This is a genomic window from Citrobacter sp. RHB20-C16 (assembly GCF_013890155.1).
GTDB lineage: Bacteria > Pseudomonadota > Gammaproteobacteria > Enterobacterales > Enterobacteriaceae > Citrobacter_A > Citrobacter_A amalonaticus.
This window is the reverse complement of record NZ_CP057630.1, coordinates 3,781,377-3,804,018: the sequence shown is the minus strand read 5'-3', so window position 1 is coordinate 3,804,018 and position 22,642 is coordinate 3,781,377. Positions and strand designations below refer to the sequence as shown.

General features: G+C 55.0%; 22 protein-coding genes. 19 read left to right on the top strand and 3 right to left on the bottom strand.

From position 1 onward, the window contains the following. Positions 1-26: 26 nt before the first annotated feature. From cysJ to cysH, 3 genes are read left to right on the top strand one after another with little or no spacing between them, the layout of a single operon-like run. Positions 27-1,826 (top strand): NADPH-dependent assimilatory sulfite reductase flavoprotein subunit, encoded by a 1,800-nt coding sequence (cysJ, locus tag HVX64_RS18295; RefSeq protein WP_044254985.1) that lies wholly within the window; start codon positions 27-29, stop codon positions 1,824-1,826. After that, the gene (cysI, locus tag HVX64_RS18290) at positions 1,826-3,538 is read left to right on the top strand and encodes an assimilatory sulfite reductase (NADPH) hemoprotein subunit (protein WP_044254988.1); all 1,713 of its coding nucleotides are present in this window, start codon (positions 1,826-1,828) and stop codon (positions 3,536-3,538) included. Before cysJ ends, cysI begins: the two co-directional genes overlap by 1 nt. A gap of 58 nt (positions 3,539-3,596) precedes the next feature. Continuing rightward, the gene (cysH, locus tag HVX64_RS18285; protein WP_044255000.1) at positions 3,597-4,331 is read left to right on the top strand and encodes a phosphoadenosine phosphosulfate reductase; all 735 of its coding nucleotides are present in this window, start codon (positions 3,597-3,599) and stop codon (positions 4,329-4,331) included. 66 nt (positions 4,332-4,397) lie between these two features. Here cysH and HVX64_RS18280 read toward each other — a convergent pair whose 3' ends face one another. Next, positions 4,398-5,435, bottom strand: a complete 1,038-nt coding sequence (locus HVX64_RS18280; RefSeq protein WP_042999535.1) for an aminopeptidase — start codon at positions 5,433-5,435, stop codon at positions 4,398-4,400. A 273-nt stretch (positions 5,436-5,708) separates the two neighbouring features. Between HVX64_RS18280 and cysD the strand changes: the two genes are divergently transcribed. From cysD to rpoS, 12 genes are all read left to right on the top strand, one after another. Further along, positions 5,709-6,617: a sulfate adenylyltransferase subunit CysD gene (gene cysD, locus HVX64_RS18275; RefSeq protein WP_042322572.1), complete on the top strand. Its 909-nt coding sequence runs from the start codon at positions 5,709-5,711 to the stop codon at positions 6,615-6,617. Between the two features lie 9 nt (positions 6,618-6,626). Next, positions 6,627-8,054: a sulfate adenylyltransferase subunit CysN gene (gene cysN / locus HVX64_RS18270; protein ID WP_042999536.1), complete on the top strand. Its 1,428-nt coding sequence runs from the start codon at positions 6,627-6,629 to the stop codon at positions 8,052-8,054. Beyond that, positions 8,054-8,659, top strand: a complete 606-nt coding sequence (cysC, locus tag HVX64_RS18265; RefSeq protein WP_044255004.1) for an adenylyl-sulfate kinase — start codon at positions 8,054-8,056, stop codon at positions 8,657-8,659. Before cysN ends, cysC begins: the two co-directional genes overlap by 1 nt. Positions 8,660-8,705: 46 nt before the next feature. Continuing rightward, complete coding sequence (locus HVX64_RS18260; protein WP_042999538.1) at positions 8,706-9,029, top strand: DUF3561 family protein; 324 nt, start codon at positions 8,706-8,708, stop codon at positions 9,027-9,029. 183 nt (positions 9,030-9,212) lie between these two features. Further along, a complete protein-coding gene (ftsB, locus tag HVX64_RS18255) occupies positions 9,213-9,524 on the top strand; it encodes a cell division protein FtsB (protein ID WP_042288707.1) in 312 nt (103 codons plus the stop codon). A gap of 18 nt (positions 9,525-9,542) precedes the next feature. Next, positions 9,543-10,253 carry a 2-C-methyl-D-erythritol 4-phosphate cytidylyltransferase gene (gene ispD / locus HVX64_RS18250; protein ID WP_044255010.1) on the top strand — a complete coding sequence of 237 codons (711 nt, stop codon included), beginning with the start codon at positions 9,543-9,545 and terminating at the stop codon, positions 10,251-10,253. Then, positions 10,253-10,732 (top strand): 2-C-methyl-D-erythritol 2,4-cyclodiphosphate synthase, encoded by a 480-nt coding sequence (gene ispF / locus HVX64_RS18245; RefSeq protein ID WP_042999540.1) that lies wholly within the window; start codon positions 10,253-10,255, stop codon positions 10,730-10,732. Before ispD ends, ispF begins: the two co-directional genes overlap by 1 nt. After that, positions 10,729-11,778, top strand: a complete 1,050-nt coding sequence (gene truD, locus HVX64_RS18240) for a tRNA pseudouridine(13) synthase TruD (protein ID WP_044255015.1) — start codon at positions 10,729-10,731, stop codon at positions 11,776-11,778. Before ispF ends, truD begins: the two co-directional genes overlap by 4 nt. Then, complete coding sequence (gene surE / locus HVX64_RS18235; protein WP_044255018.1) at positions 11,759-12,520, top strand: 5'/3'-nucleotidase SurE; 762 nt, start codon at positions 11,759-11,761, stop codon at positions 12,518-12,520. The genes truD and surE overlap by 20 nt, the downstream gene beginning before the upstream one ends. Further along, positions 12,514-13,140 (top strand): protein-L-isoaspartate O-methyltransferase, encoded by a 627-nt coding sequence (gene pcm / locus HVX64_RS18230; protein ID WP_042999543.1) that lies wholly within the window; start codon positions 12,514-12,516, stop codon positions 13,138-13,140. Before surE ends, pcm begins: the two co-directional genes overlap by 7 nt. 189 nt (positions 13,141-13,329) lie before the next feature. Continuing rightward, positions 13,330-14,391, top strand: a complete 1,062-nt coding sequence (gene nlpD, locus HVX64_RS18225) for a murein hydrolase activator NlpD (RefSeq protein ID WP_346011001.1) — start codon at positions 13,330-13,332, stop codon at positions 14,389-14,391. Positions 14,392-14,453: 62 nt separating this feature from the next. Beyond that, entirely contained in the window at positions 14,454-15,446 is a 993-nt protein-coding gene (rpoS, locus tag HVX64_RS18220) for an RNA polymerase sigma factor RpoS (RefSeq protein WP_000081550.1), read from the top strand. Positions 15,447-15,565: 119 nt separating this feature from the next. Here rpoS and HVX64_RS18215 read toward each other — a convergent pair whose 3' ends face one another. Then, positions 15,566-15,973: a MarR family transcriptional regulator gene (locus HVX64_RS18215; protein WP_044255027.1), complete on the bottom strand. Its 408-nt coding sequence runs from the start codon at positions 15,971-15,973 to the stop codon at positions 15,566-15,568. Between the two features lie 171 nt (positions 15,974-16,144). Here HVX64_RS18215 and HVX64_RS18210 point away from each other — a divergent pair, with 171 nt between their 5' ends. The 4 genes from HVX64_RS18210 to HVX64_RS18195 all read left to right on the top strand — a co-directional run bounded on the left by HVX64_RS18210 (position 16,145) and on the right by HVX64_RS18195 (position 19,902). Beyond that, positions 16,145-16,738, top strand: a complete 594-nt coding sequence (locus HVX64_RS18210; protein WP_044255030.1) for a non-oxidative hydroxyarylic acid decarboxylases subunit B — start codon at positions 16,145-16,147, stop codon at positions 16,736-16,738. Next, positions 16,738-18,165, top strand: coding sequence for a non-oxidative hydroxyarylic acid decarboxylases subunit C (locus HVX64_RS18205; RefSeq protein WP_044255033.1), 1,428 nt, complete (start codon positions 16,738-16,740; stop codon positions 18,163-18,165). Before HVX64_RS18210 ends, HVX64_RS18205 begins: the two co-directional genes overlap by 1 nt. A 10-nt stretch (positions 18,166-18,175) precedes the next feature. Continuing rightward, positions 18,176-18,412, top strand: a complete 237-nt coding sequence (locus HVX64_RS18200) for a non-oxidative hydroxyarylic acid decarboxylases subunit D (RefSeq protein WP_042999548.1) — start codon at positions 18,176-18,178, stop codon at positions 18,410-18,412. A gap of 126 nt (positions 18,413-18,538) precedes the next feature. Continuing rightward, positions 18,539-19,902, top strand: a protein-coding gene (locus HVX64_RS18195) for an IS3 family transposase (protein ID WP_249033498.1) whose coding sequence is annotated in 2 segments (ribosomal slippage) — positions 18,539-19,043 and positions 19,043-19,902 — 1,365 coding nt in all. Because the reading frame shifts where the segments join, the coding sequence is not laid out codon by codon here. Between the two features lie 54 nt (positions 19,903-19,956). Here the strand turns inward: HVX64_RS18195 and mutS are convergent. After that, positions 19,957-22,518 carry a DNA mismatch repair protein MutS gene (gene mutS, locus HVX64_RS18190; protein ID WP_044255036.1) on the bottom strand — a complete coding sequence of 854 codons (2,562 nt, stop codon included), beginning with the start codon at positions 22,516-22,518 and terminating at the stop codon, positions 19,957-19,959. Between the last annotated feature and the right edge of the window lie 124 nt (positions 22,519-22,642).

The window sequence follows — 22,642 nt, the reverse complement described above, 5'->3', positions numbered from 1 at the left end:
CTTTGCTTACTGGAACATAACGACGCATGACGATACAGGCCCCACCTTCCGCTTTGCTTCCGCTGAACCCGGAGCAGCTGGCACGCCTCCAGGCGGCCACCACCGATCTTACGCCCACGCAGCTTGCATGGGTTTCTGGCTATTTCTGGGGTACGCTGAATCAGCAACCTGGCGCAGCCGTTGCAACACCCGCTCCCGTGGCGGAAATGCCGGGCATCACGCTAATCTCTGCATCACAAACGGGCAATGCGCGTCGTGTGGCGGAAGCGTTGCGTGATGATCTGTTGGCAGCAAAACTCAGCGTCACGCTGGTTAACGCAGGCGACTACAAATTCAAACAAATCGCCAATGAAAAGTTGCTGGTTATCGTCACGTCTACGCAGGGAGAAGGCGAACCCCCGGAAGAAGCGGTCGCGCTGCATAAGTTCCTGTTCTCTAAAAAAGCGCCCAAGCTCGAAAACACCGCCTTTGCCATTTTTGGTCTGGGTGACACGTCATATGAATTTTTCTGCCAGTCGGGCAAAGATTTTGACAGCAAGCTGGCGGAACTCGGCGGTGAGCGTTTGTTGGATCGCGTTGACGCCGATGTGGAATACCAGGCCGCCGCCGCCGAATGGCGTGCTCGTGTGGTTGAGGTGTTGAAATCACGAGCGCCGTTTGCGACACCGGCTCAGGCGGTTGCCAGCGGAGCGGTAAATGAGATCCACACCAGCCCGTATACCAAAGAAGCGCCGCTGAGCGCCACGTTGTCCGTAAATCAAAAAATCACCGGACGCGATTCAGAGAAAGATGTTCGCCATATTGAAATCGATCTCGGTGATTCGGGTCTGCGCTACCAGCCTGGCGATGCGCTGGGTGTCTGGTATCAAAACGATCCGGCGCTGGTGAAAGAAATCGTAGAACTGGTCTGGCTGAAAGGCGATGAGCCCGTTACGGTCAATGGCAAATCTCTCCCGCTGTCCGAAGCGCTACAGTGGCATGTTGAACTGACCGTAAATACCGCCAATATCGTTGAAAACTATGCCACCTTAACGCGCAGTGAATCGTTGTTGCCGCTGGTCGGCGATAAGGCACAGTTGCAGCATTACGCCACCACGACGCCTGTTGTCGATATGCTGCGCTTCTCGCCCGCACAACTGGATGCACAAGCGTTAGTCGATCTGTTGCGTCCGTTAACGCCGCGTCTGTACTCCATTGCGTCTTCACAGGCCGAAGTGGAGAGCGAAGTGCACATCACCGTGGGGGCGGTGCGTTATGAAGTGGAAGGCCGCGCGCGTGCCGGTGGCGCATCCAGCTTCCTCGCCGATCGCGTCGAAGAAGAGGGCGAAGTGCGTGTGTTCATCGAACATAACGATAACTTCCGTCTGCCGACGAATCCTGAAACCCCGGTGATCATGATTGGTCCGGGGACAGGCATCGCGCCGTTCCGCGCTTTCATGCAGCAGCGCGCTGCCGAGGGAGCATCAGGCAAGAACTGGCTGTTCTTTGGCAACCCGCACTTTACCGAAGATTTCCTCTACCAGGTGGAATGGCAGCGTTACGTCAAAGAAGGCGTACTGAGCCGCATCGATCTCGCCTGGTCACGAGACCAAAAAGAAAAAGTCTACGTACAAGACAAACTGCGCGAACAGGGTGCAGAACTGTGGCGCTGGATTAATGACGGTGCCCACATTTATGTCTGCGGCGACGCCAATCGCATGGCGAAAGACGTTGAGCAGGCATTGCTGGACGTGATTGCTGAATTCGGCGCGATGGACGCGGAGTCAGCGGATGAATTTTTAAGTGAGCTGCGCGTTGAGCGCCGTTATCAGCGAGATGTCTACTAATGAGCGAAAAACATCCAGGGCCCCTGGTGGTCGAAGGTAAACTGGCAGACGCCGAGCGCATGAAGCTGGAAAGCAACTATCTGCGCGGCACCATTGCTGAAGATTTAAATGACGGTCTCACCGGCGGTTTTAAAGGTGACAACTTCCTGCTGATCCGTTTTCACGGGATGTACCAGCAGGATGACCGCGATATCCGCGCCGAGCGTGCCGAGCAGAAGCTGGAGCCGCGTCACGCGATGTTACTTCGCTGCCGTCTGCCGGGGGGCGTTATCACCACCAAACAGTGGCAGGCGATTGATAAATTTGCCGCCGAGAACACGATTTACGGCAGCATTCGCCTGACCAACCGTCAGACGTTTCAGTTTCACGGGATTCTGAAGAAGAACGTGAAGCCGGTGCACCAGATGCTGCACTCCGTGGGGCTGGACGCGCTGGCGACAGCCAATGATATGAACCGTAACGTGCTGTGCACCTCGAACCCGTATGAGTCCGAGCTGCATGCCGAAGCCTACGAGTGGGCAAAGAAGATCTCCGAGCACCTGCTGCCGCGCACGCGCGCTTATGCGGAGATTTGGCTCGATCAGGAAAAAGTCGCGACCACGGACGAGGAGCCGATCCTCGGTCAGACTTATCTGCCGCGTAAGTTTAAAACCACGGTCGTGATCCCACCGCAGAACGACATCGACCTGCACGCCAACGACATGAACTTCGTGGCGATTGCTGAAAACGGCAAGCTGATTGGCTTTAACCTGCTGGTGGGCGGCGGTCTTTCTATCGAGCACGGTAACAAGAAAACCTATGCCCGTACGGCCAGCGAATTTGGCTATCTGCCGCTCGAGCATACGCTGGCAGTGGCGGAGGCGGTGGTCACCACCCAGCGCGACTGGGGAAACCGTACCGATCGTAAAAATGCGAAAACCAAATACACGCTGGAACGCGTTGGGGTTGAGACGTTCAAAGCGGAAGTGGAACGTCGTGCAGGCATTAAATTTGAGCCGATTCGTCCGTATGAATTCACCGGGCGCGGCGATCGGATTGGCTGGGTGAAAGGCATCGACAATAAATGGCATCTGACGCTGTTTATCGAAAATGGCCGTATTCTCGATTATCCGGGACGTCCGCTGAAAACGGGCCTGCTGGAGATTTCGAAAATCCATAAAGGCGAGTTCCGTATTACTGCGAACCAGAATCTGATCATCGCTGGCGTACCGGAAAGCCAGAAAGCGAAGATAGAGAAGATCGCGCAAGAGAGCGGTCTGATGAACACCGTGACGCCACAGCGTGAAAACTCCATGGCCTGCGTGTCGTTCCCGACCTGTCCGCTGGCGATGGCGGAGGCCGAACGTTTCCTGCCGACGTTTATCGACAAGATTGATGGCCTGATGGCGAAGCATAACGTGAGCGATGAACACATCGTTATGCGTGTAACAGGCTGCCCGAACGGCTGCGGTCGCGCGATGCTGGCGGAAGTCGGTCTGGTCGGGAAAGCGCCTGGCCGCTATAACCTGCATCTCGGCGGTAACCGAATCGGCACGCGTATCCCGCGGATGTTTAAAGAGAATATCACCGAACCAGAAATTCTCGACTCGCTGGACGAACTGATTGGGCGCTGGGCGAAAGAGCGCGAAGCGGGTGAAGGCTTCGGCGACTTTACGGTGCGTGCGGGCATTATTCGCCCGGTGCTCGATCCCGCACGGGATTTCTGGGAATAACCCATCCTTTGCCGGGCAAACGCAGTGCCACCCGGCAAAACAGGCAAACGAGGTTCTTATGTCCGTACTCGATCTAAACGCGCTTAATGCATTGCCGAAGGTAGAGCGTGTGATGGCGCTGGCTGAAACCAACAGCCAACTGGAAAAACGTGATGCTGAGGGGCGTGTGGCGTGGGCGCTGGAGAATTTGCCTGGCGAATACGTCCTCTCATCAAGCTTTGGGATTCAGGCGGCAGTCAGCCTGCATTTGGTCAATCAGATCCGCCCGGATATCCCGGTGATCCTGACCGATACCGGCTATCTGTTCCCGGAAACTTACCAGTTTATTGATGAGTTAACGGACAAACTCAGGTTGAACCTGAAGGTCTACCGGGCGAATGAAAGCCCCGCCTGGCAGGAAGCGCGCTACGGTAAGCTGTGGGAGCAGGGCGTTGAAGGCATTGAGAAATACAATGAGATCAACAAAGTCGAACCGATGAACCGGGCGTTGCAGGAACTGAACGCGCAAACCTGGTTTGCGGGACTGCGGCGCGAACAGTCCGGCAGCCGTGCGCATCTGCCCGTGCTGGCTATCCAGCGTGGGGTCTTTAAAGTGCTGCCGATTATCGACTGGGATAACCGCACGGTTTATCAATACCTGCAAAAGCATGGGCTGAAATACCATCCGCTGTGGGATCAGGGCTATCTTTCCGTCGGCGATACGCACACCACGCGGAAATGGGAACCCGGCATGGCAGAAGAAGAGACCCGCTTCTTTGGCCTGAAGCGCGAGTGCGGGCTGCACGAAGGGTGAAACAACCCCCCTTCAGCGGTCCGACAGTATGGCCAGATAAGGGCATTGCCTTATCCGGCCTTATGATTAGCTCGCTTTCGCTAATTCTTTTACGAGCGGCAGCATAATGCGCATTACGTCGCGGTTGCGATGTTCAATGCGTCCGGGCAGGGCTTTATCAATGTGTTGTTGATTATCCAGACGTACATCGTGCCAGCTATTTCCTGTCGGGAAAGAGGCGGTTTTGGCGCGCTGTTGGTAACCATCTTTCTTGCCAAGATTCCAGTTCGTTGCCTCAACGGATAGCACCGAAATTCCCGCTTTATCGAAAACCTCTGCGTCATTGCAGCAACCGGTGCCTTTGGGATAGTCCTTATTCAGGCCTGGATTAGTGGTGGCGGTAATGCCATGATGACGCGCAATCGCTAATGCCCGGTCGCGGGTTAATTTACGCACCGCTTCCGGCGTGCTCTGCCCGCTATTAAAATACAGTTTGTCGCCGACGATCAGGTTATCGAGATTAATCACCAGCAGCGTGTTTTTCTTCTCCGCCGCGCTCATGCGCTTCAGCAGGTTTTCAGCCCCCAGTTTTCCCTCTTCCTCGCCGCTGGTGGCAATAAAGCGAATACCGTATTCCGTCGGCACATCTTTCAGGCGTTCTGCCAGTTCGAGCATAACGCCCAGACCAGCGGCGTTGTCATCCACCCCTTGCAGAGTGAGCCCGCCAAGATTCGCGTCAGTGTCGGCATCACTTTGCGGCGCGTAGGTATCCAGGTGCGCCATGATAATAATCTGCTGCGGGGCTTTGCCTTCGTGGGCGGCAATAACGGTACTGCCGGTGACGTTATGCCAGTTTTTGCGGTTATTTTTGGCGGTATAAATATAGCGACTGTTGAACGTGCGGATATCACTGCGATAGCCCATCTGCTCAAACTGCTGGCGTAAATAGTCGGCAGATAACATTTCTGCCGGCGAGCCGGTCATCCTTCCCGGGAAAACGGTCGCAATATGACGGGTCTGCATTGTTGCAAATTCGCCCGGTTTTGGCGATGACGCCTGAGCGGGGACAATAAAGCATACGCCGAGCGCCAGGAGGGCGGAAAGACGGCGCGTTGCGGAAAACATAGTGAATCCTTAATAGCCAGCGGGGGAGCCCTGAATACAAAGCAAAAATTTTAACCCATCTAGTATGAAACGGTGACTTCGCTAAAACAATTTCATTTGCTCTTAAATGCCCGAATTCCGGTGGGTTAAGCACTTTTTGATATTTGCTTTGCCAGATCGTTATTCCTTTGAGGAACTACTCATTCCAATTCGTAATTTCATTCGTTCTCTTGCGCTCCCTATAGTCGGGTTATCTGACGCGCTCGACATTCGCGGTATTGTAAAGGAACGGTTATGGACCAAAAACGACTCACCCACCTGCGACAGCTGGAGGCCGAAAGCATCCACATCATTCGCGAGGTGGCAGCAGAATTTTCGAACCCGGTAATGCTGTACTCCATCGGTAAAGATTCCAGCGTCATGCTGCATCTTGCCCGTAAGGCGTTCTACCCGGGATCGCTGCCGTTCCCGCTGCTGCATGTCGATACCGGCTGGAAGTTCCGCGAGATGTATGAATTCCGCGATCGTACTGCCAAAGCGTACGGCTGCGAGCTGCTGGTACATAAAAATCCGGAAGGTGTGGCGATGGGTATCAATCCCTTTGTCCACGGCAGCGCCAAACACACTGACATTATGAAAACCGAAGGGTTGAAGCAGGCGCTGAACAAATACGGTTTTGATGCCGCCTTTGGCGGTGCGCGCCGCGATGAAGAAAAATCGCGGGCGAAAGAGCGCATTTACTCCTTCCGCGACCGCTTTCATCGCTGGGACCCGAAAAACCAGCGTCCTGAACTGTGGCACAACTACAACGGGCAGATTAACAAAGGCGAAAGTATCCGCGTCTTCCCCCTGTCCAACTGGACGGAACAGGATATCTGGCAGTACATCTGGCTGGAAAACATCGAGATCGTCCCGCTGTATCTGGCGGCGGAGCGCCCGGTGCTGGAGCGCGACGGCATGTTGATGATGATTGATGACGATCGCATCGACCTCCAGCCTGGCGAAATGATCAAAAAACGGATGGTGCGTTTCCGTACTCTCGGCTGCTGGCCGCTGACCGGCGCCGTCGAGTCAAACGCACAAACGCTGCCGGAAATTATTGAAGAGATGCTGGTCTCGACCACCAGTGAACGTCAGGGCCGCGTGATTGACCGCGACCAGGCGGGCTCTATGGAGCTGAAGAAACGTCAGGGGTATTTCTAAGGAGCCGCCATGAACACCACACTTGCCCAACAAATCGCTAATGAAGGCGGCGTCGAAGCCTGGATGGTTGCCCAACAACATAAAAGTCTGCTGCGCTTTTTAACCTGCGGTAGCGTGGATGACGGCAAAAGCACCCTGATCGGTCGCCTGTTGCACGACACGCGGCAGATTTATGAGGATCAGCTTTCATCGTTGCATAACGACAGCAAACGTCACGGTACGCAGGGTGAAAAACTGGATCTGGCGTTGCTGGTGGATGGGCTGCAGGCCGAGCGTGAGCAGGGGATTACCATCGACGTGGCGTATCGTTATTTCTCCACTGAGAAGCGCAAATTTATCATTGCCGATACCCCTGGGCATGAGCAATATACCCGCAATATGGCGACCGGCGCGTCTACCTGCGATCTGGCGATCCTGCTGATCGACGCCCGTAAAGGCGTGCTGGATCAGACCCGTCGTCACAGCTTTATTTCAACACTGCTGGGGATCAAACACCTGGTGGTGGCGATCAACAAAATGGATCTGGTCGATTACAGCGAAGAAACCTTTGCGCGTATTCGTGAAGATTATCTGACCTTTGCCGAACAGTTGCCGGGGAATCTGGATATCCGCTTTGTCCCGCTCTCCGCGCTGGAGGGTGACAACGTCGCCTCCCAGAGCGTCAGCATGCCGTGGTACAGCGGCCCGACCTTACTTGAAGTGCTGGAGACAGTTGAGATCCAGCGCGTGGTCGACAGTCAGCCAATGCGCTTCCCGGTGCAGTACGTAAACCGTCCAAATCTCGATTTCCGCGGTTATTCCGGCACGCTGGCTTCCGGGCGCGTCAAGGTAGGGCAGCGCGTGAAGGTGCTGCCGTCCGGTGTGGAATCCAGCGTGGCGCGGATCGTCACCTTTGATGGCGATCTGGACGAAGCCTTTGCCGGAGAAGCCATTACCCTCGTCCTGAAAGACGAGATTGATATCAGCCGCGGCGATCTGCTGCTGGCGGCGGAGGAGAGTTTACCTGCCGTACAGAGCGCCGCCGTTGACGTGGTCTGGATGGCGGAACAGCCACTGGCACCGGGGCAGAGTTACGAAATCAAAATCGCTGGTAAAAAGACCCGTGCGCGCGTTGATCATGTTCAGTATCAGGTAGATATCAACAATCTGACGCAGCGTGAGGTAGACACTCTGCCGCTGAACGGTATTGGTCTGGTGAATCTGACCTTTGATGAGCCGCTGGTGCTGGATACCTATCAGCAAAACCCGGTGACCGGCGGGCTGATCTTTATCGATCGTCTGAGCAATGTCACCGTCGGTGCCGGTATGGTCCGCGAACCGATTGTGCAGGAGACCGCTACGCCATCAGAATTCAGCGCCTTTGAGCTGGAACTGAATGCGCTGGTACGTCGTCACTTCCCGCACTGGGGTGCTCGCGATCTGCTGGGAGGAAAATAATGGCGCTGCATGACGAAAACGTCGTCTGGCATGCTCATCCCGTCACGCCGCAACAGCGTGAGCAACACCACGGTCATCGTGGTGTTGTGCTGTGGTTTACCGGGCTTTCCGGGTCCGGTAAGTCGACCGTCGCCGGGGCGCTGGAAGAGGCGCTGCATCAACTGGGCGTCAGTACCTATTTGCTGGATGGCGATAACGTTCGCCACGGCCTGTGTAGCGATCTGGGGTTCAGTGATACCGACCGGAAAGAGAACATCCGTCGCGTGGGCGAAGTCGCAAACCTGATGGTGGATGCGGGATTGGTGGTACTGACGGCGTTTATTTCTCCGCACCGTGCAGAGCGGCAAATGGTGCGCGAACGCGTCGGTGAGGGGCGCTTTATTGAAGTGTTCGTGGATACGCCACTGGAAATCTGTGAAGCCCGCGATCCAAAAGGATTATACAAAAAAGCGCGGGCTGGCGAATTGCGCAACTTCACCGGAATTGATTCCGTTTACGAAGCGCCTGAATCGCCAGAGGTTCATCTCAATGGCGAACAATTAGTAACAAATTTGGTCGCCCAATTATTAGACCTGCTCAGACAGAGCGATATTATCAGATCCTGAGACACCTGACCGCTGTGTACGGTCAGTCAAGGTTACAGGATTCACTATGCGCAATAGCCAGAACATCACACTCACAACGACAGACGCGTTTGCTACTGATGACGAAACCACCTGGTCGCTGCCGGGCGCGGTGGTGGGCTTCGCGTCATGGCTGTTGGCGTTGGGGATCCCCTTTCTGGTGTATGGCCCTAACACGTTGTTTTTCTTTATCTACACCTGGCCTTTCTTCCTGGCGTTGATGCCCGTTGCGGTGGTTGTGGGTATCGCGCTGCATTCCCTGCTCAACGGCAAATTGCGCTACAGCATTGTTGCAACGCTGCTGACCGTTTGCGCAATGTTCGGCGCACTGTTTATGTGGTTGCTGGGCTAAAGCGCGACGGCTGTCCATAATTCAAACCGTAACTAACAATGAGATGATGTTCTCAGGGTTCTGGGTATACGTTATAAAGGGCAATTGTGGTACATTTGCCCGCGTTGTTGCGGCTTTCCCGTCTGCAAACGTCGTGTCGTTTGCGGAAGTATGGGAGGATGATGCCGTTTTTCAGGGGGCAGGATGGGTAAACTAACGCTGCTGTTGCTGGCTTTACTGGTCTGGCTACAGTATTCACTGTGGTTCGGTAAGAACGGCATACATGATTACAGTCGCGTCAATGATGACGTGGCGGCGCAGCAGGCGACGAACGCCAAACTTAAAGCACGTAACGATCAGTTGTTTGCCGAAATTGACGATCTCAATGGCGGTCAGGAGGCTATCGAGGAGCGTGCACGCAACGAACTCAGCATGACTAAGCCGGGCGAAACGTTTTATCGCCTGGTGCCCGACGCGTCTAAACGCGCGCAAACTGCGGGGCAAAATACTCGTTAAACCAGCCCAGGAAATCACATGGCAGCCACTTTATTGGATGTTTGCGCCGTGGTGCCGGCGGCCGGATTTGGCCGCCGTATGCAAACGGAATGTCCGAAGCAATATCTCTCGATCGGCAATAAAACCATTCTCGAACACTCGGTCTTTGCGCTGCTGGCGCATCCCCGGGTGACCCGCGTGATCATCGCGATAAGCCCTGGCGACAGCCGCTTTGCCCAGCTCCCTCTGGCGCAGCATCCGCAAATTACCGTCGTGGACGGGGGAAATGAACGTGCAGACTCTGTGCTGGCCGGATTGCAGGCCGCCGGAGACGCCGAATGGGTGCTGGTGCATGATGCGGCGCGTCCCTGCTTACATCAGAATGATTTAGCACGTCTGCTGGCGCTTAGCGAAACCAGTCGCACTGGCGGGATCCTTGCCGCACCGGTGCGCGACACGATGAAACGCGCAGAGCCGGGCAAAACCGCCATCGCCCATACGGTCGAACGTAACGATTTATGGCACGCGCTGACGCCGCAATTTTTCCCTCGCGAGCTGCTGCATGACTGCCTGACACGCGCACTGAATGAAGGGGCGACGATCACCGATGAAGCCTCGGCGCTGGAATATTGTGGCTTCCATCCACAGCTTGTTGAAGGACGGGCTGATAATATCAAAGTAACCCGTCCGGAAGATTTAGCGCTGGCTGAATTTTACCTGACCCAAATAATTCACCAGGAGAAAGCATAATGCGAATCGGACACGGTTTTGACGTACACGCCTTTGGCGGGGAAGGCCCCATTATCGTTGGTGGTGTGCGTATTCCCTATGAAAAGGGGCTGCTGGCGCATTCTGATGGCGATGTTGCGCTGCATGCGCTCACCGACGCGCTGCTTGGCGCGGCGGCACTGGGTGACATTGGCAAGCTGTTTCCGGATACCGATCCGGCGTTTAAAGGCGCAGACAGCCGTGAGCTGTTGCGTGAAGCCTGGCGTCGGATCCAGGCAAAAGGTTACACCCTGGGCAACGTCGATGTGACCATTATTGCTCAGGCGCCGAAGATGCTGCCGCACATCCCGCAAATGCGTGTGTTTATTGCTGAAGACCTCGGTTGTCACATGGATGATGTGAACGTGAAGGCCACCACCACGGAAAAACTCGGTTTTACCGGGCGTGGGGAAGGGATTGCCTGCGAAGCGGTGGCGTTACTCATTAAGGCCGCGAAATGACAGAGTTTGAAAATCTCACGTATCTCCACGGTAAGCCGCAAGGCTTCGGTCTGCTGAAAGCCAGTCCGGAAGATTTTGTGGTGGTCGAAGATTTAGGTTTCGAACCCGATGGCGAAGGTGAACACATTCTGGTGCGTATTCTTAAAAACGGCTGCAACACCCGTTTTGTGGCTGACGCGCTGGCGAAGTTTCTGAAAATTCATGCCCGTGAAGTGAGTTTTGCCGGGCAAAAGGATAAGCATGCGGTCACCGAACAGTGGCTGTGCGCGCGTGTACCAGGCAAAGAGATGCCCAACCTGAGCGCTTTCCAGCTTGAAGGCTGCAAGGTGCTGGAATATGCGCGTCACAAACGCAAGCTACGTTTAGGCGCGCTGAAAGGCAATGCGTTCACGCTGGTGCTACGGGAAATCAGTCATCGTGATGAAGTGGAATCCCGTCTGCAAGCGATAAACGCTGGCGGCGTACCGAACTATTTCGGCGCTCAGCGTTTTGGTATCGGCGGCAGCAATCTGCAAGGTGCGCTGCGCTGGGCGCAAAGCGATGCACCGGTCAGGGATCGCAATAAACGCAGTTTTTGGTTGTCGGCGGCCCGCAGTGCGTTGTTTAATCAAATTGTCAGCGAGCGTCTGAAAAAAACAGACTTTAATCAAGTTGTTGACGGCGATGCGCTACAATTAGCGGGACGCGGAAGCTGGTTTGTCGCCACGCAAGAAGAATGGGCGGAATTACAGCATCGTGTCGATGAAAAAGAACTGATGGTGACGGCTTCGCTTCCCGGCAGCGGCGAGTGGGGAACCCAGCGGGATGCGCTGGCGTTCGAACAGTCCGCGATTGCCGAGGAGACCGCGTTGCAGTCGCTGCTGCTGCGTGAAAAAGTTGAGGCGTCGCGAAGAGCGATGCTGCTCTATCCGCAGCAATTAAGCTGGAACTGGTGGGATGATGTCACCGTCGAGTTACGTTTTTGGCTGCCGGCGGGGAGCTTCGCCACCAGCGTTGTGAGGGAACTGATCAACACAATGGGTGATTATGCGCATATTGCTGAGTAACGATGATGGGGTCCACGCGCCCGGTATACAAACGCTGGCGAAAGCCCTGCGGGAGTTTGCTGATGTACAGGTCGTCGCCCCGGATCGGAACCGCAGTGGTGCGTCAAATTCGCTGACGCTTGAATCCTCTCTCCGGACGTTTACTTTCGAGAACGGCGATATCGCCGTGCAGATGGGCACACCCACTGACTGCGTATACTTGGGCGTCAATGCACTCATGCGCCCGCGTCCGGACATCGTGGTCTCGGGAATTAATGCCGGCCCCAACCTGGGGGATGACGTTATCTATTCCGGCACCGTCGCGGCAGCAATGGAAGGGCGACATCTTGGCTTTCCGGCGCTTGCCGTGTCGTTAGACGGGCACCAGCATTATGAGACCGCAGCGGCCATCACCTGTCGGATCTTACGCGGCCTGCGGCGTGAACCGCTGCGTACCGGGCGGATCCTCAATATCAACGTGCCCGATTTACCGTTGGAGCAGATCAAAGGCATTCGCGTGACGCGTTGCGGCAGTCGTCATCCCGCAGACAAAGTGATCCCACAGGAAGATCCGCGCGGCAACACGCTGTACTGGATTGGCCCACCGGGCGACAAATGCGACGCCGGGCCTGATACCGATTTTGCGGCAGTGGACGACGGTTACGTGTCCATTACGCCGTTGCATGTAGATTTAACCGCGCACAGCGCGCATGATGTGGTTTCCGACTGGTTAGAGAGCGTGGGAGTTGGCACGCAATGGTAAGCAGACGCGTACAAACGCTTCTTGATCAACTGCGCGCACAGGGGATTCGCGATGAGCAGGTGCTTAATGCCCTGGCCGCGGTGCCGCGTGAGAAATTTATTGATGAAGCGTTTGAACATAAAGCCTGGGACAATATCGCGTTGCCGATAGGTCAGGGGCAGACGATTTCGCAGCCGTACATGGTGGCGCGAATGACCGAACTCCTCGAACTGACGCCGCAGTCGCGTGTGCTGGAAATTGGCACGGGTTCCGGGTATCAGACGGCGATACTGGCGCACCTGGTGCAGCAGGTTTGTTCCGTCGAACGTATTAAAAGTTTGCAATGGCAGGCGCGTCGCCGTCTGAAACAACTCGATTTACACAATGTTTCAACTCGTCACGGTGATGGTTGGCAAGGCTGGCAGGCACGCGCGCCATTTGACGCTATTATTGTGACGGCAGCACCGCCGGAAATCCCGACCGCGTTGATGACGCAACTGGATGAAGGTGGCATTCTCGTCTTGCCCGTGGGTGACGAGCATCAGTTTCTGAAACGGGTGCGTCGTCGGGGCGGCGAATTTATTATCGACACCGTGGAGGCGGTACGTTTTGTTCCCTTAGTTAAAGGGGAACTCGCGTAAAAAGCGGTTCCGAATACCTGGAATTTTCCTGGAGTTTTTGGAACTGGTCAGCGTATCGTGGTCACATTTTCCAGTGCCCATTTGCTGTCTGCACGATTATACGTCACTGGTTGTTAACCAATTTTTCCTGGGGGATAAATGAGCGCGGGAAGCCCAAAATTCACCGTTAGCCGCATTGCGGCACTGTCACTGGTTTCGCTATGGCTGGCGGGTTGTTCAAATTCATCGAATCCACCGGCGCCGGTAAGCTCAGTCAATGGTAATGCTCCGACGAATAACAGTTCTGGCATGCTGATTACGCCGCCGCCGAAGATGGGGACGACGACGTCCGCTCCGCAGACACCGCAAATTCAACCGGTGCAACGTCCGACGACACAACCGACGCATGTTCAGCCCGTCGCCGAGCAACCCGTGCAGATGGAAAACGGACGTATTGTCTACAATCGCCAGTATGGGAATATTCCGAAAGGTAGCTACAGCGGTGGCAGTACGTACACCGTTAAAAAAGGCGATACGCTTTTTTATATCGCCTGGATCACCGGGAACGATTTTCGTGACCTGGCGCAACGCAACAACGTTCAGGCCCCGTATGCTCTGAATGTCGGACAAACGCTGCAGGTGGGTAACGCATCGGGTGCGCCAATTACCGGCGGTAATGCGATAACTCAGGCCGACGCGGCAGAGCAAGGAGTTGTGACCAGACCTGCACAAAATTCCGCCATCGCTGTTGCGTCGAAACCGACAATTACGTATTCTGAGGATTCAGGTGAACAAAGTGCTAACAAAATGTTGCCGAACAACAAGCCTGCTGGGACTGTGGTCACAGCACCTGTAACGGCTCCAGCAGCTAGCGCAAGCAGTTCGTCTACCAGTTCGCCAATCTCCACATGGCGCTGGCCGACTGACGGCAAAGTGATCGAGAACTTTGGGGCTTCCGAGGGGGGCAATAAAGGGATCGACATTGCAGGCAGTAAGGGACAGGCTATTATCGCGACCGCCGATGGGCGCGTGGTCTATGCCGGTAACGCACTGCGCGGTTACGGTAATCTTATTATCATCAAACACAACGATGATTACCTGAGTGCCTACGCTCATAACGATACAATGCTGGTCCGGGAACAACAAGAAGTGAAGGCAGGACAAAAAATAGCGACGATGGGTAGCACCGGAACCAGTTCTACACGTTTGCATTTTGAAATTCGTTACAAGGGGAAATCCGTAAACCCGCTGCGTTATTTACCGCAGCGATAAAGCGACGGAACCAGGCTGACACTTGCTAGTTCCGTCAAGGGATCACGGGTAGGAGCCACCTTATGAGTCAGAATACGCTGAAAGTTCATGATTTAAATGAAGACGCGGAGTTTGATGAGAACGGAGTTGAGGTTTTTGACGAAAAAGCCTTAGTTGAAGAGGAACCCAGTGATAACGATTTGGCTGAAGAAGAGCTGTTATCGCAGGGGGCCACACAGCGTGTGTTGGACGCGACTCAGCTTTACCTTGGTGAGATTGGTTATTCGCCACTGTTAACGGCCGAAGAAGAAGTGTATTTTGCGCGTCGCGCACTGCGTGGAGATGTCGCCTCACGCCGTCGGATGATTGAAAGTAACCTGCGTCTGGTGGTGAAAATTGCCCGCCGTTATGGCAATCGTGGTCTGGCGTTGCTGGATCTGATTGAAGAGGGCAATCTGGGGCTTATCCGTGCCGTTGAGAAGTTTGACCCGGAACGTGGGTTCCGCTTCTCCACATACGCAACCTGGTGGATTCGCCAGACGATTGAACGGGCTATCATGAACCAAACCCGTACCATTCGACTGCCGATCCACATCGTTAAAGAGCTGAACGTTTATCTGCGTACCGCGCGTGAGTTGTCCCATAAACTGGACCACGAACCGAGCGCGGAAGAAATTGCAGAACAGCTGGATAAACCGGTTGATGACGTTAGCCGTATGCTTCGTCTAAACGAGCGCATTACCTCGGTAGACACCCCGTTGGGGGGCGATTCCGAAAAAGCGTTGCTGGATATCCTGGCCGATGAGAAAGAGAACGGTCCGGAAGACACCACGCAAGATGATGATATGAAACAGAGCATCGTCAAATGGCTGTTCGAACTGAACGCCAAACAGCGTGAAGTGCTGGCACGTCGTTTCGGTCTGCTGGGTTATGAAGCTGCAACACTGGAAGATGTGGGCCGCGAAATCGGTCTGACTCGTGAACGTGTTCGTCAGATTCAGGTTGAAGGCCTTCGCCGTCTGCGTGAAATTCTGCAGACTCAAGGGCTGAATATCGAAGCGCTCTTCCGCGAGTAAGCACCGTTCTAACAAGAAAGGCCAGCCTCTTTGAGGCTGGCCTTCTTCTTTCTGGCTGACTACGCTGTGTTTTTGCGGGTGAAGGCAGACGGGAGCATTTTCATGCTTACTCAGGTTTGTTAATCAGGCATCATTTTCTTGATTAGCAGGGCGAATTGCGCGCGTTCTTCGTCATTCAACCGTCCCAGAAACTCCTCATCCACCCGATTTCCCAACGGCATGCTTACCTTCAGCAAGGCTTCTCCTTCAGGGGTCAGATAAACGAAGCGGCGACGTTTATCCAGCGGATCGTTTTCACGCCTCACCAGCCCACGTTTTTCCATTCGGCTTAGCATTTCTGCCAGCGTCGCTTTGGTACTGACGGCGGCCTCCATCAGATTAACCTGTTCAATGCCGGGACATTCCGCAATGGCACGCATCACCGCGTACTGTGGTTTAGTCAGATCCGGCAACGCATGCTGCCAACGCGCCGTATGTTGTTGGAACAGCTGGCGTAACAGGTGAAACGCTTTATTCCGTAACTCCATGAAAACTCCAGGCTAAAAATCATGTCTCCTATCATAACGGGTAACACCGCGTTTTTTAACGAGGAAATCTTAAGCAATACGTGCGGAAAAAAACGGGCGCTATTGTCGTCGCTGTTTTACAGGGGTAATTTATATTAAATGTTCGTATACGAACAATTTGTGGAGTGATGAATGAGACTGATTGTGGGGATGACCGGGGCAACGGGAGCGCCGCTGGGTGTAGCACTGTTGCAGGCGCTGCGGAAGATGCCGGATGTGGAAACGCATCTGGTGATGTCGAAATGGGCCAAAACCACCATTGAACTGGAAACGCCATACCGTGCGCGCGATGTTGCCGGACTGGCCGATTTTTGCCACAGCCCGGCGGATCAGGCGGCGACCATCTCGTCAGGTTCGTTTCGTACCGACGGCATGATCGTTATTCCTTGCAGCATGAAAACCCTGGCTGGAATACGCGCAGGTTACGCCGACGGTCTGGTGGGACGCGCTGCCGACGTGGTGCTGAAAGAAGGGCGCAAGTTGGTGCTGGTGCCGCGTGAAATGCCGCTCAGTACGGTGCATCTCGAAAACATGCTCGCGCTTTCACGCATGGGCGTGGCGATGGTGCCGCCCATGCCTGCGTTCTATAACCATCCACAGTCCGTTGATGATATTACGCAACACATCGTGGCCCGCGTACTGGACCAGTTTGCGCTGGAGCACCCGCATGCGCGTCGCTGGCAGGGATTAGCGCAGGCACAGAATTTTTCACAGGAGAATGAATAATGGCATTTGATGATTTGCGCAGCTTTTTGCAGGCGCTCGACGACCAGGGACAATTGCTGAAAATCAGTGAAGAGGTGAACGCGGAGCCGGATCTGGCCGCGGCTGCCAACGCCACTGGCCGTATTGGCGACGGCGCACCGGCGCTATGGTTCGATAATATTCGTGGTTTTACCGACGCGCGTGTGGCGATGAACACCATCGGCTCCTGGCAAAATCATGCCATTTCATTGGGCTTACCGCCGAATACGCCAGTGAAAAAGCAGATAGATGAGTTTATTCGTCGCTGGGATAAGTTCCCGGTCACCCCGGAACGCCGCGCGAATCCGGCATGGGCGGAAAACAGTGTCGATGGCGAAGCGATTAACCTGTTCGATATTCTGCCGCTGTTTCGCCTGAACGACGGCGATGGCGGATTTTACCTGGATAAAGCCTGCGTAGTCTCCCGCGATCCGCTCGACCCGGACAACTTCGGCAAGCAGAACGTCGGTATCTACCGGATGGAAGTGAAGGGCAAGCGTAAGCTGGGCCTACAACCGGTACCGATGCATGATATCGCGCTGCATCTGCATAAGGCGGAAGAGCGCGGCGAGGATCTGCCGATCGCCATCACCCTGGGTAACGATCCGATCATCACGCTGATGGGGGCGACACCGCTGAAGTACGATCAGTCCGAATATGAAATGGCAGGGGCGCTGCGCGAAAGCCCGTATCCCATCGCTACTGCGCCGTTGACCGGGTTTGATGTGCCGTGGGGATCGGAGGTGATCCTGGAAGGGGTGATTGAAAGCCGCAAACGTGAAATTGAAGGCCCGTTTGGCGAGTTTACCGGCCACTATTCCGGTGGTCGCAATATGACGGTTGTGCGTATTGATAAGGTGTCGTATCGCAGTAAACCGATTTTTGAATCCCTTTATCTCGGTATGCCGTGGACAGAAATCGACTATTTGATGGGGCCGGCCACCTGCGTTCCGCTGTATCAGCAACTAAAAGCGGAGTTCCCGGAAGTGCAGGCGGTTAACGCCATGTATACCCACGGCCTGCTGGCGATTATCTCGACCAAAAAACGCTACGGCGGTTTTGCGCGAGCGGTGGGATTGCGTGCGATGACCACGCCACACGGGCTGGGTTACGTGAAGATGGTAATTATGGTGGATGAAGATGTCGATCCGTTTAACCTGCCGCAGGTGATGTGGGCGCTGTCGTCGAAAGTCAACCCGGCGGGGGATCTGGTTCAGCTACCGAATATGTCAGTACTGGAACTGGATCCGGGCTCAAGTCCGGCGGGGATCACCGATAAGCTGATTATCGACGCCACCACGCCCGTTGCGCCGGATAACCGTGGTCACTATAGCCAGCCGGTGTGCGATCTCCCGGAAACCAAAGCCTGGGCTGAAAAGCTGACTGCCATGCTGGCCAACCGTAGATAAGGAGCCTCAGATGATTTGCCCACGTTGTGCTGATGAACATATTGAAGTGATGGCGACCTCGCCAGTGAAAGGCGTCTGGACGGTGTATCAGTGCCAACATTGCCTGTACACCTGGCGTGATACGGAGCCGCTACGTCGTACCAGCCGCGAACACTACCCGCAGGCGTTTCGTATGACGCAGAAAGATATCGATGAGGCGCCAATGGTACCCACTATTCCGCCGCTGCTGACAGAAGATAAGCGCTGACGGAGTGCCGGATGGCGGCTGAGGCCTTATCCGACCTGGGAAAAGTACCGTTAATATGTGGCCCGATACGCAAAGTGGACTGCACCCCAAAAGTTGGACACTCAACTGAGTAAGGTGCAGTTTTTTATGGCAAAGCCAAAATATTCCCCTGAAACAAAACTGGCTGTGGTTAATCATTATTTGTCCGGAAAAGACGGAGAAGAGCGTACAGCCGACCGTTTTGGTGTTGAAAGAACTTCCGTCCGTCGCTGGGTCAGGGCGTGGCAACTCCACGGTATGGAAGGGCTGTCAGGGAAAAATAAACATCATTCAGCTGAATTTAAACTCGTCGTCGTCCGGGCGGTTATCCGTGACCACCTGACGATGCGTGAAGCAGCTGCCCGGTTTAATCTCTCTGCAGAAACGCTTGTCCGACACTGGGTCTGCGTGTACAACGATGCCGGAGCGGAAGGACTGCTAAACATTCAACGCGGGCGGCCTGGAAAAATGACAAAACAAAAAATCCCCCCATCCCCTACAGATAAAGAACTGGAAAAACTCTCCCCCGAAGAACTCCGGGCTGAACTCCGTTACCTGCGGGCAGAGAATGCCTATCTAAAAAAGTTGAAGGCCTTGGTTCAGAGCGAAAAAAACGGCAGCAAGCCCTGATAATCAGTGAACTGAGGCATAAGCACGCTCTGCGAGACCTCCTGCGCGCGGCAGGCATGTCCCGCAGTACATGGTATTACAATATGAATGCCCTGAAGCAGGTGGACAGGCATGCCGGGCTGAAAGATAAAATCCGTGAGATATACGCCTGGCACAAAGGCCGTTATGGCTACCGCAGGATCACGCTTTCGCTGAGAAAGCAGGGTCTGCTGGTGAACCATAAAACCGTGCAGCGGCTGATGACAGAGCTGTCGCTCCGGTCTCTGATAAGGGCGAAGAAATACCGCTCATGGAAGGGGGAAACAGGCAAGGCAGCCCCCAATATCCTGAGCAGGAACTTCAGTGCATCAAAAGCCAATGAAAAATGGGTTACGGATGTTACAGAGTTCTCGCTGCAGGGTAAAAAGCTGTACCTGTCGCCGGTACTCGATCTTTTTAACCGGGAAATAATCTCCTACAGCCTGTCGGAAAGGCCGGTGATGGAGATGGTTAATACCATGCTGCGGGATGCGTTCTTAAAGCTCGGACCAGACGACGCCCCCTTGCTGCACACAGATCAGGGCTGGCAATATCGGATGGCAGGCTATCAGGCAAAGTTAAAGGCGCAGGGCATGACGCAAAGTATGTCCCGAAAAGGAAACTGTCTGGATAATGCCGTGATGGAAAACTTCTTCGGGACGCTGAAATCGGAGTGTTTTTACCTGAGTCAGTTCAGCAATATCAGCGAACTGAGGAAGGCGATAGAGGATTATATCCGTTACTACAACAACGAGCGGATAAGCCTGAAACTAAAAGGCCTGAGTCCGGTAGAGTACCGGGCCCAGGCTCTGAAGGCCGCTTAATATAAACTGTCCAGATTTATGGGGTCAGTCCAAAAGCGGCATCGGGCCTTTTTCTTACACCAGACTCTTCAGCCGATAGATCCACTCCAGCGCCTGACGGGGCGTTAGCGAATCCGGGTCGAGATTTTCCAGTGCTTCAACGGCAGGAGAGGTCTCTTCGGGAACGGACAGCAGCGACATCTGGGTGCCATCCACCTGTGTTGCCGCCGCGTTGGGTGAAATGCTCTCCAGTTCGCGCAGTTTCTGTCGCGCACGTTTGATCACCTCTTTCGGAACGCCCGCCAGCGCTGCGACCGCCAGGCCGTAGCTCTTACTGGCCGCACCGTCCTGCACGCTATGCATAAAGGCAATGGTATCGCCGTGCTCTAACGCGTCGAGATGGACGTTGGCAACGCCTTCCATTTTTTCCGGCAACTGTGTCAGCTCGAAGTAGTGCGTCGCGAACAGCGTCAGCGCTTTGATCTTATTCGCCAGATTTTCCGCACATGCCCACGCCAGCGACAGGCCATCGTAAGTGGATGTCCCGCGGCCAATCTCATCCATTAGCACCAGGCTGTTCTCAGTGGCGTTGTGCAGAATGTTGGCCGTTTCGGTCATCTCTACCATGAAGGTGGAGCGCCCGGAGGCCAGATCGTCCGCTGCACCTACACGGGTAAAGATACGATCGACAGGACCAATCTCCACCTTCTGCGCCGGTACGTAGCTGCCAATATAGGCCAGCAGGGCAATCAGCGCGGTCTGGCGCATGTAGGTACTTTTACCGCCCATGTTTGGTCCGGTAATGATCAGCATTCTGCGCTGTGGTGAGAGGTCGAGCGGGTTGGCGATAAACGGCTCATTCAGGACCTGTTCCACCACCGGATGGCGGCCCTCGGTAATACGAATACCCGGTTTATCGCTGAAGGTTGGGCAGGTGTAGTTCAGCGTGTACGCGCGTTCGGCCAGATTCACCAGTACATCGAGTTCCGCCAGTGCACTGGCGCTCTGTTGTAGATCCGCCAGATGCGGTAGCAGCAGGTCGAACAGTTCGTCATAGAGCTGTTTTTCCAGCGCCAGCGCCTTGCCCTTGGAGGTCAGAACCTTATCTTCGTACTCTTTGAGTTCCGGAATGATGTAGCGCTCGGCGTTTTTCAGCGTCTGGCGACGGACGTAGTTGATTGGTGCGAGGTGGCTCTGCCCACGGCTAATCTGGATGTAATAACCGTGCACCGCGTTAAAGCCGACTTTCAGCGTGTCCAGCCCGGTACGCTCGCGCTCACGGATTTCCAGCCTGTCGAGATAGTCGGTCGCACCGTCTGCCAGGGCGCGCCACTCATCAAGCTCTTCGTTGTAGCCCGGCGCAATAACACCACCATCACGAACGAGAACCGAGGGAGCGTCAACGACCGCACGTTCCAGCAGTTCCCGCAGTTCGGCGAATTCGCCCATTTTCTCGCGCAGCATTTGTACAGGGGCGCTGTCCACCGATTCCAGTTGCGCACGCAGTTCCGGCAGTTGCTGGAAAGCGTGGCGCATGCGAGCGAGATCGCGCGGACGCGCGGTACGCAGTGCCAGACGCGCAAGAATACGTTCCAGATCGCCCACCTGGCGCAGCACGGGCTGCAGTTCACTGGTTGCATCCTGTAATGAACCAATGGTTTGCTGACGTTCTGTCAGGATTTTCGTATCACGTACCGGCATATGCAGCCAGCGTTTGAGCATACGGCTGCCCATCGGCGTCACGGTGCAGTCGAGCACGGCGGCCAGCGTGTTCTCCATGCCCCCGGCCAGATTCTGGGTGATCTCCAGATTGCGGCGCGTCGCGGCATCCATGATGATGCTGTCCTGCTGCCGCTCCATGGTGATAGAGCGAATATGCGGCAGGGAAGTGCGCTGGGTATCCTTGACGTACTGCAACAGGCAGCCAGCGGCGCAAAGTCCGCGCGGCGCGTTTTCAACGCCAAAGCCAATTAGATCGCGGGTACCAAACTGCAAATTCAACTGCTGACGTGCAGTATCAATTTCAAATTCCCACAGCGGGCGACGACGTAATCCTCGACGACCTTCAATCAGAGCCATCTCCGCGAAATCTTCGGCGTACAGCAGTTCCGCCGGGTTGGTCCGTTGCAGTTCGGCGGCCATTGTTTCGCGATCGGCGGGTTCGCTCAGACGAAAACGCCCGGAGCTGATGTCCAGCGTGGCATAACCGTAGCCTTTACTGTCCTGCCAGATGGCGGCGAGCAAATTGTCCTGGCGCTCCTGTAGCAGGGCTTCATCACTGATGGTGCCCGGCGTGACAATACGCACGACTTTACGCTCAACCGGCCCTTTACTGGTGGCCGGGTCGCCAATTTGCTCGCAAATGGCGACGGATTCACCCTGATTGACCAGCTTGGCGAGGTAGTTTTCGACCGCATGATGGGGAATACCCGCCATCGGGATGGGCTCGCCCGCAGACGCACCGCGCTTCGTCAGCGAAATGTCGAGCAACTGCGACGCCCGTTTTGCGTCGTCGTAAAAGAGTTCGTAAAAGTCGCCCATGCGATAGAAAAGCAGAATCTCCGGGTGTTGGGCCTTCAGCTTGAGATACTGCTGCATCATTGGGGTGTGGGCGTCGAGATTATCGATTGTACTCATGGAGTTGTGTCCAGTCCCTGAATGTAAATGGGTTGCGATACTTTTCGTTTTCGTTGTTATCACATAAGGGACACATGATAGCGGAGATACGCATTTCAGGGAAAGTCAGGATCGCCGACTTCTC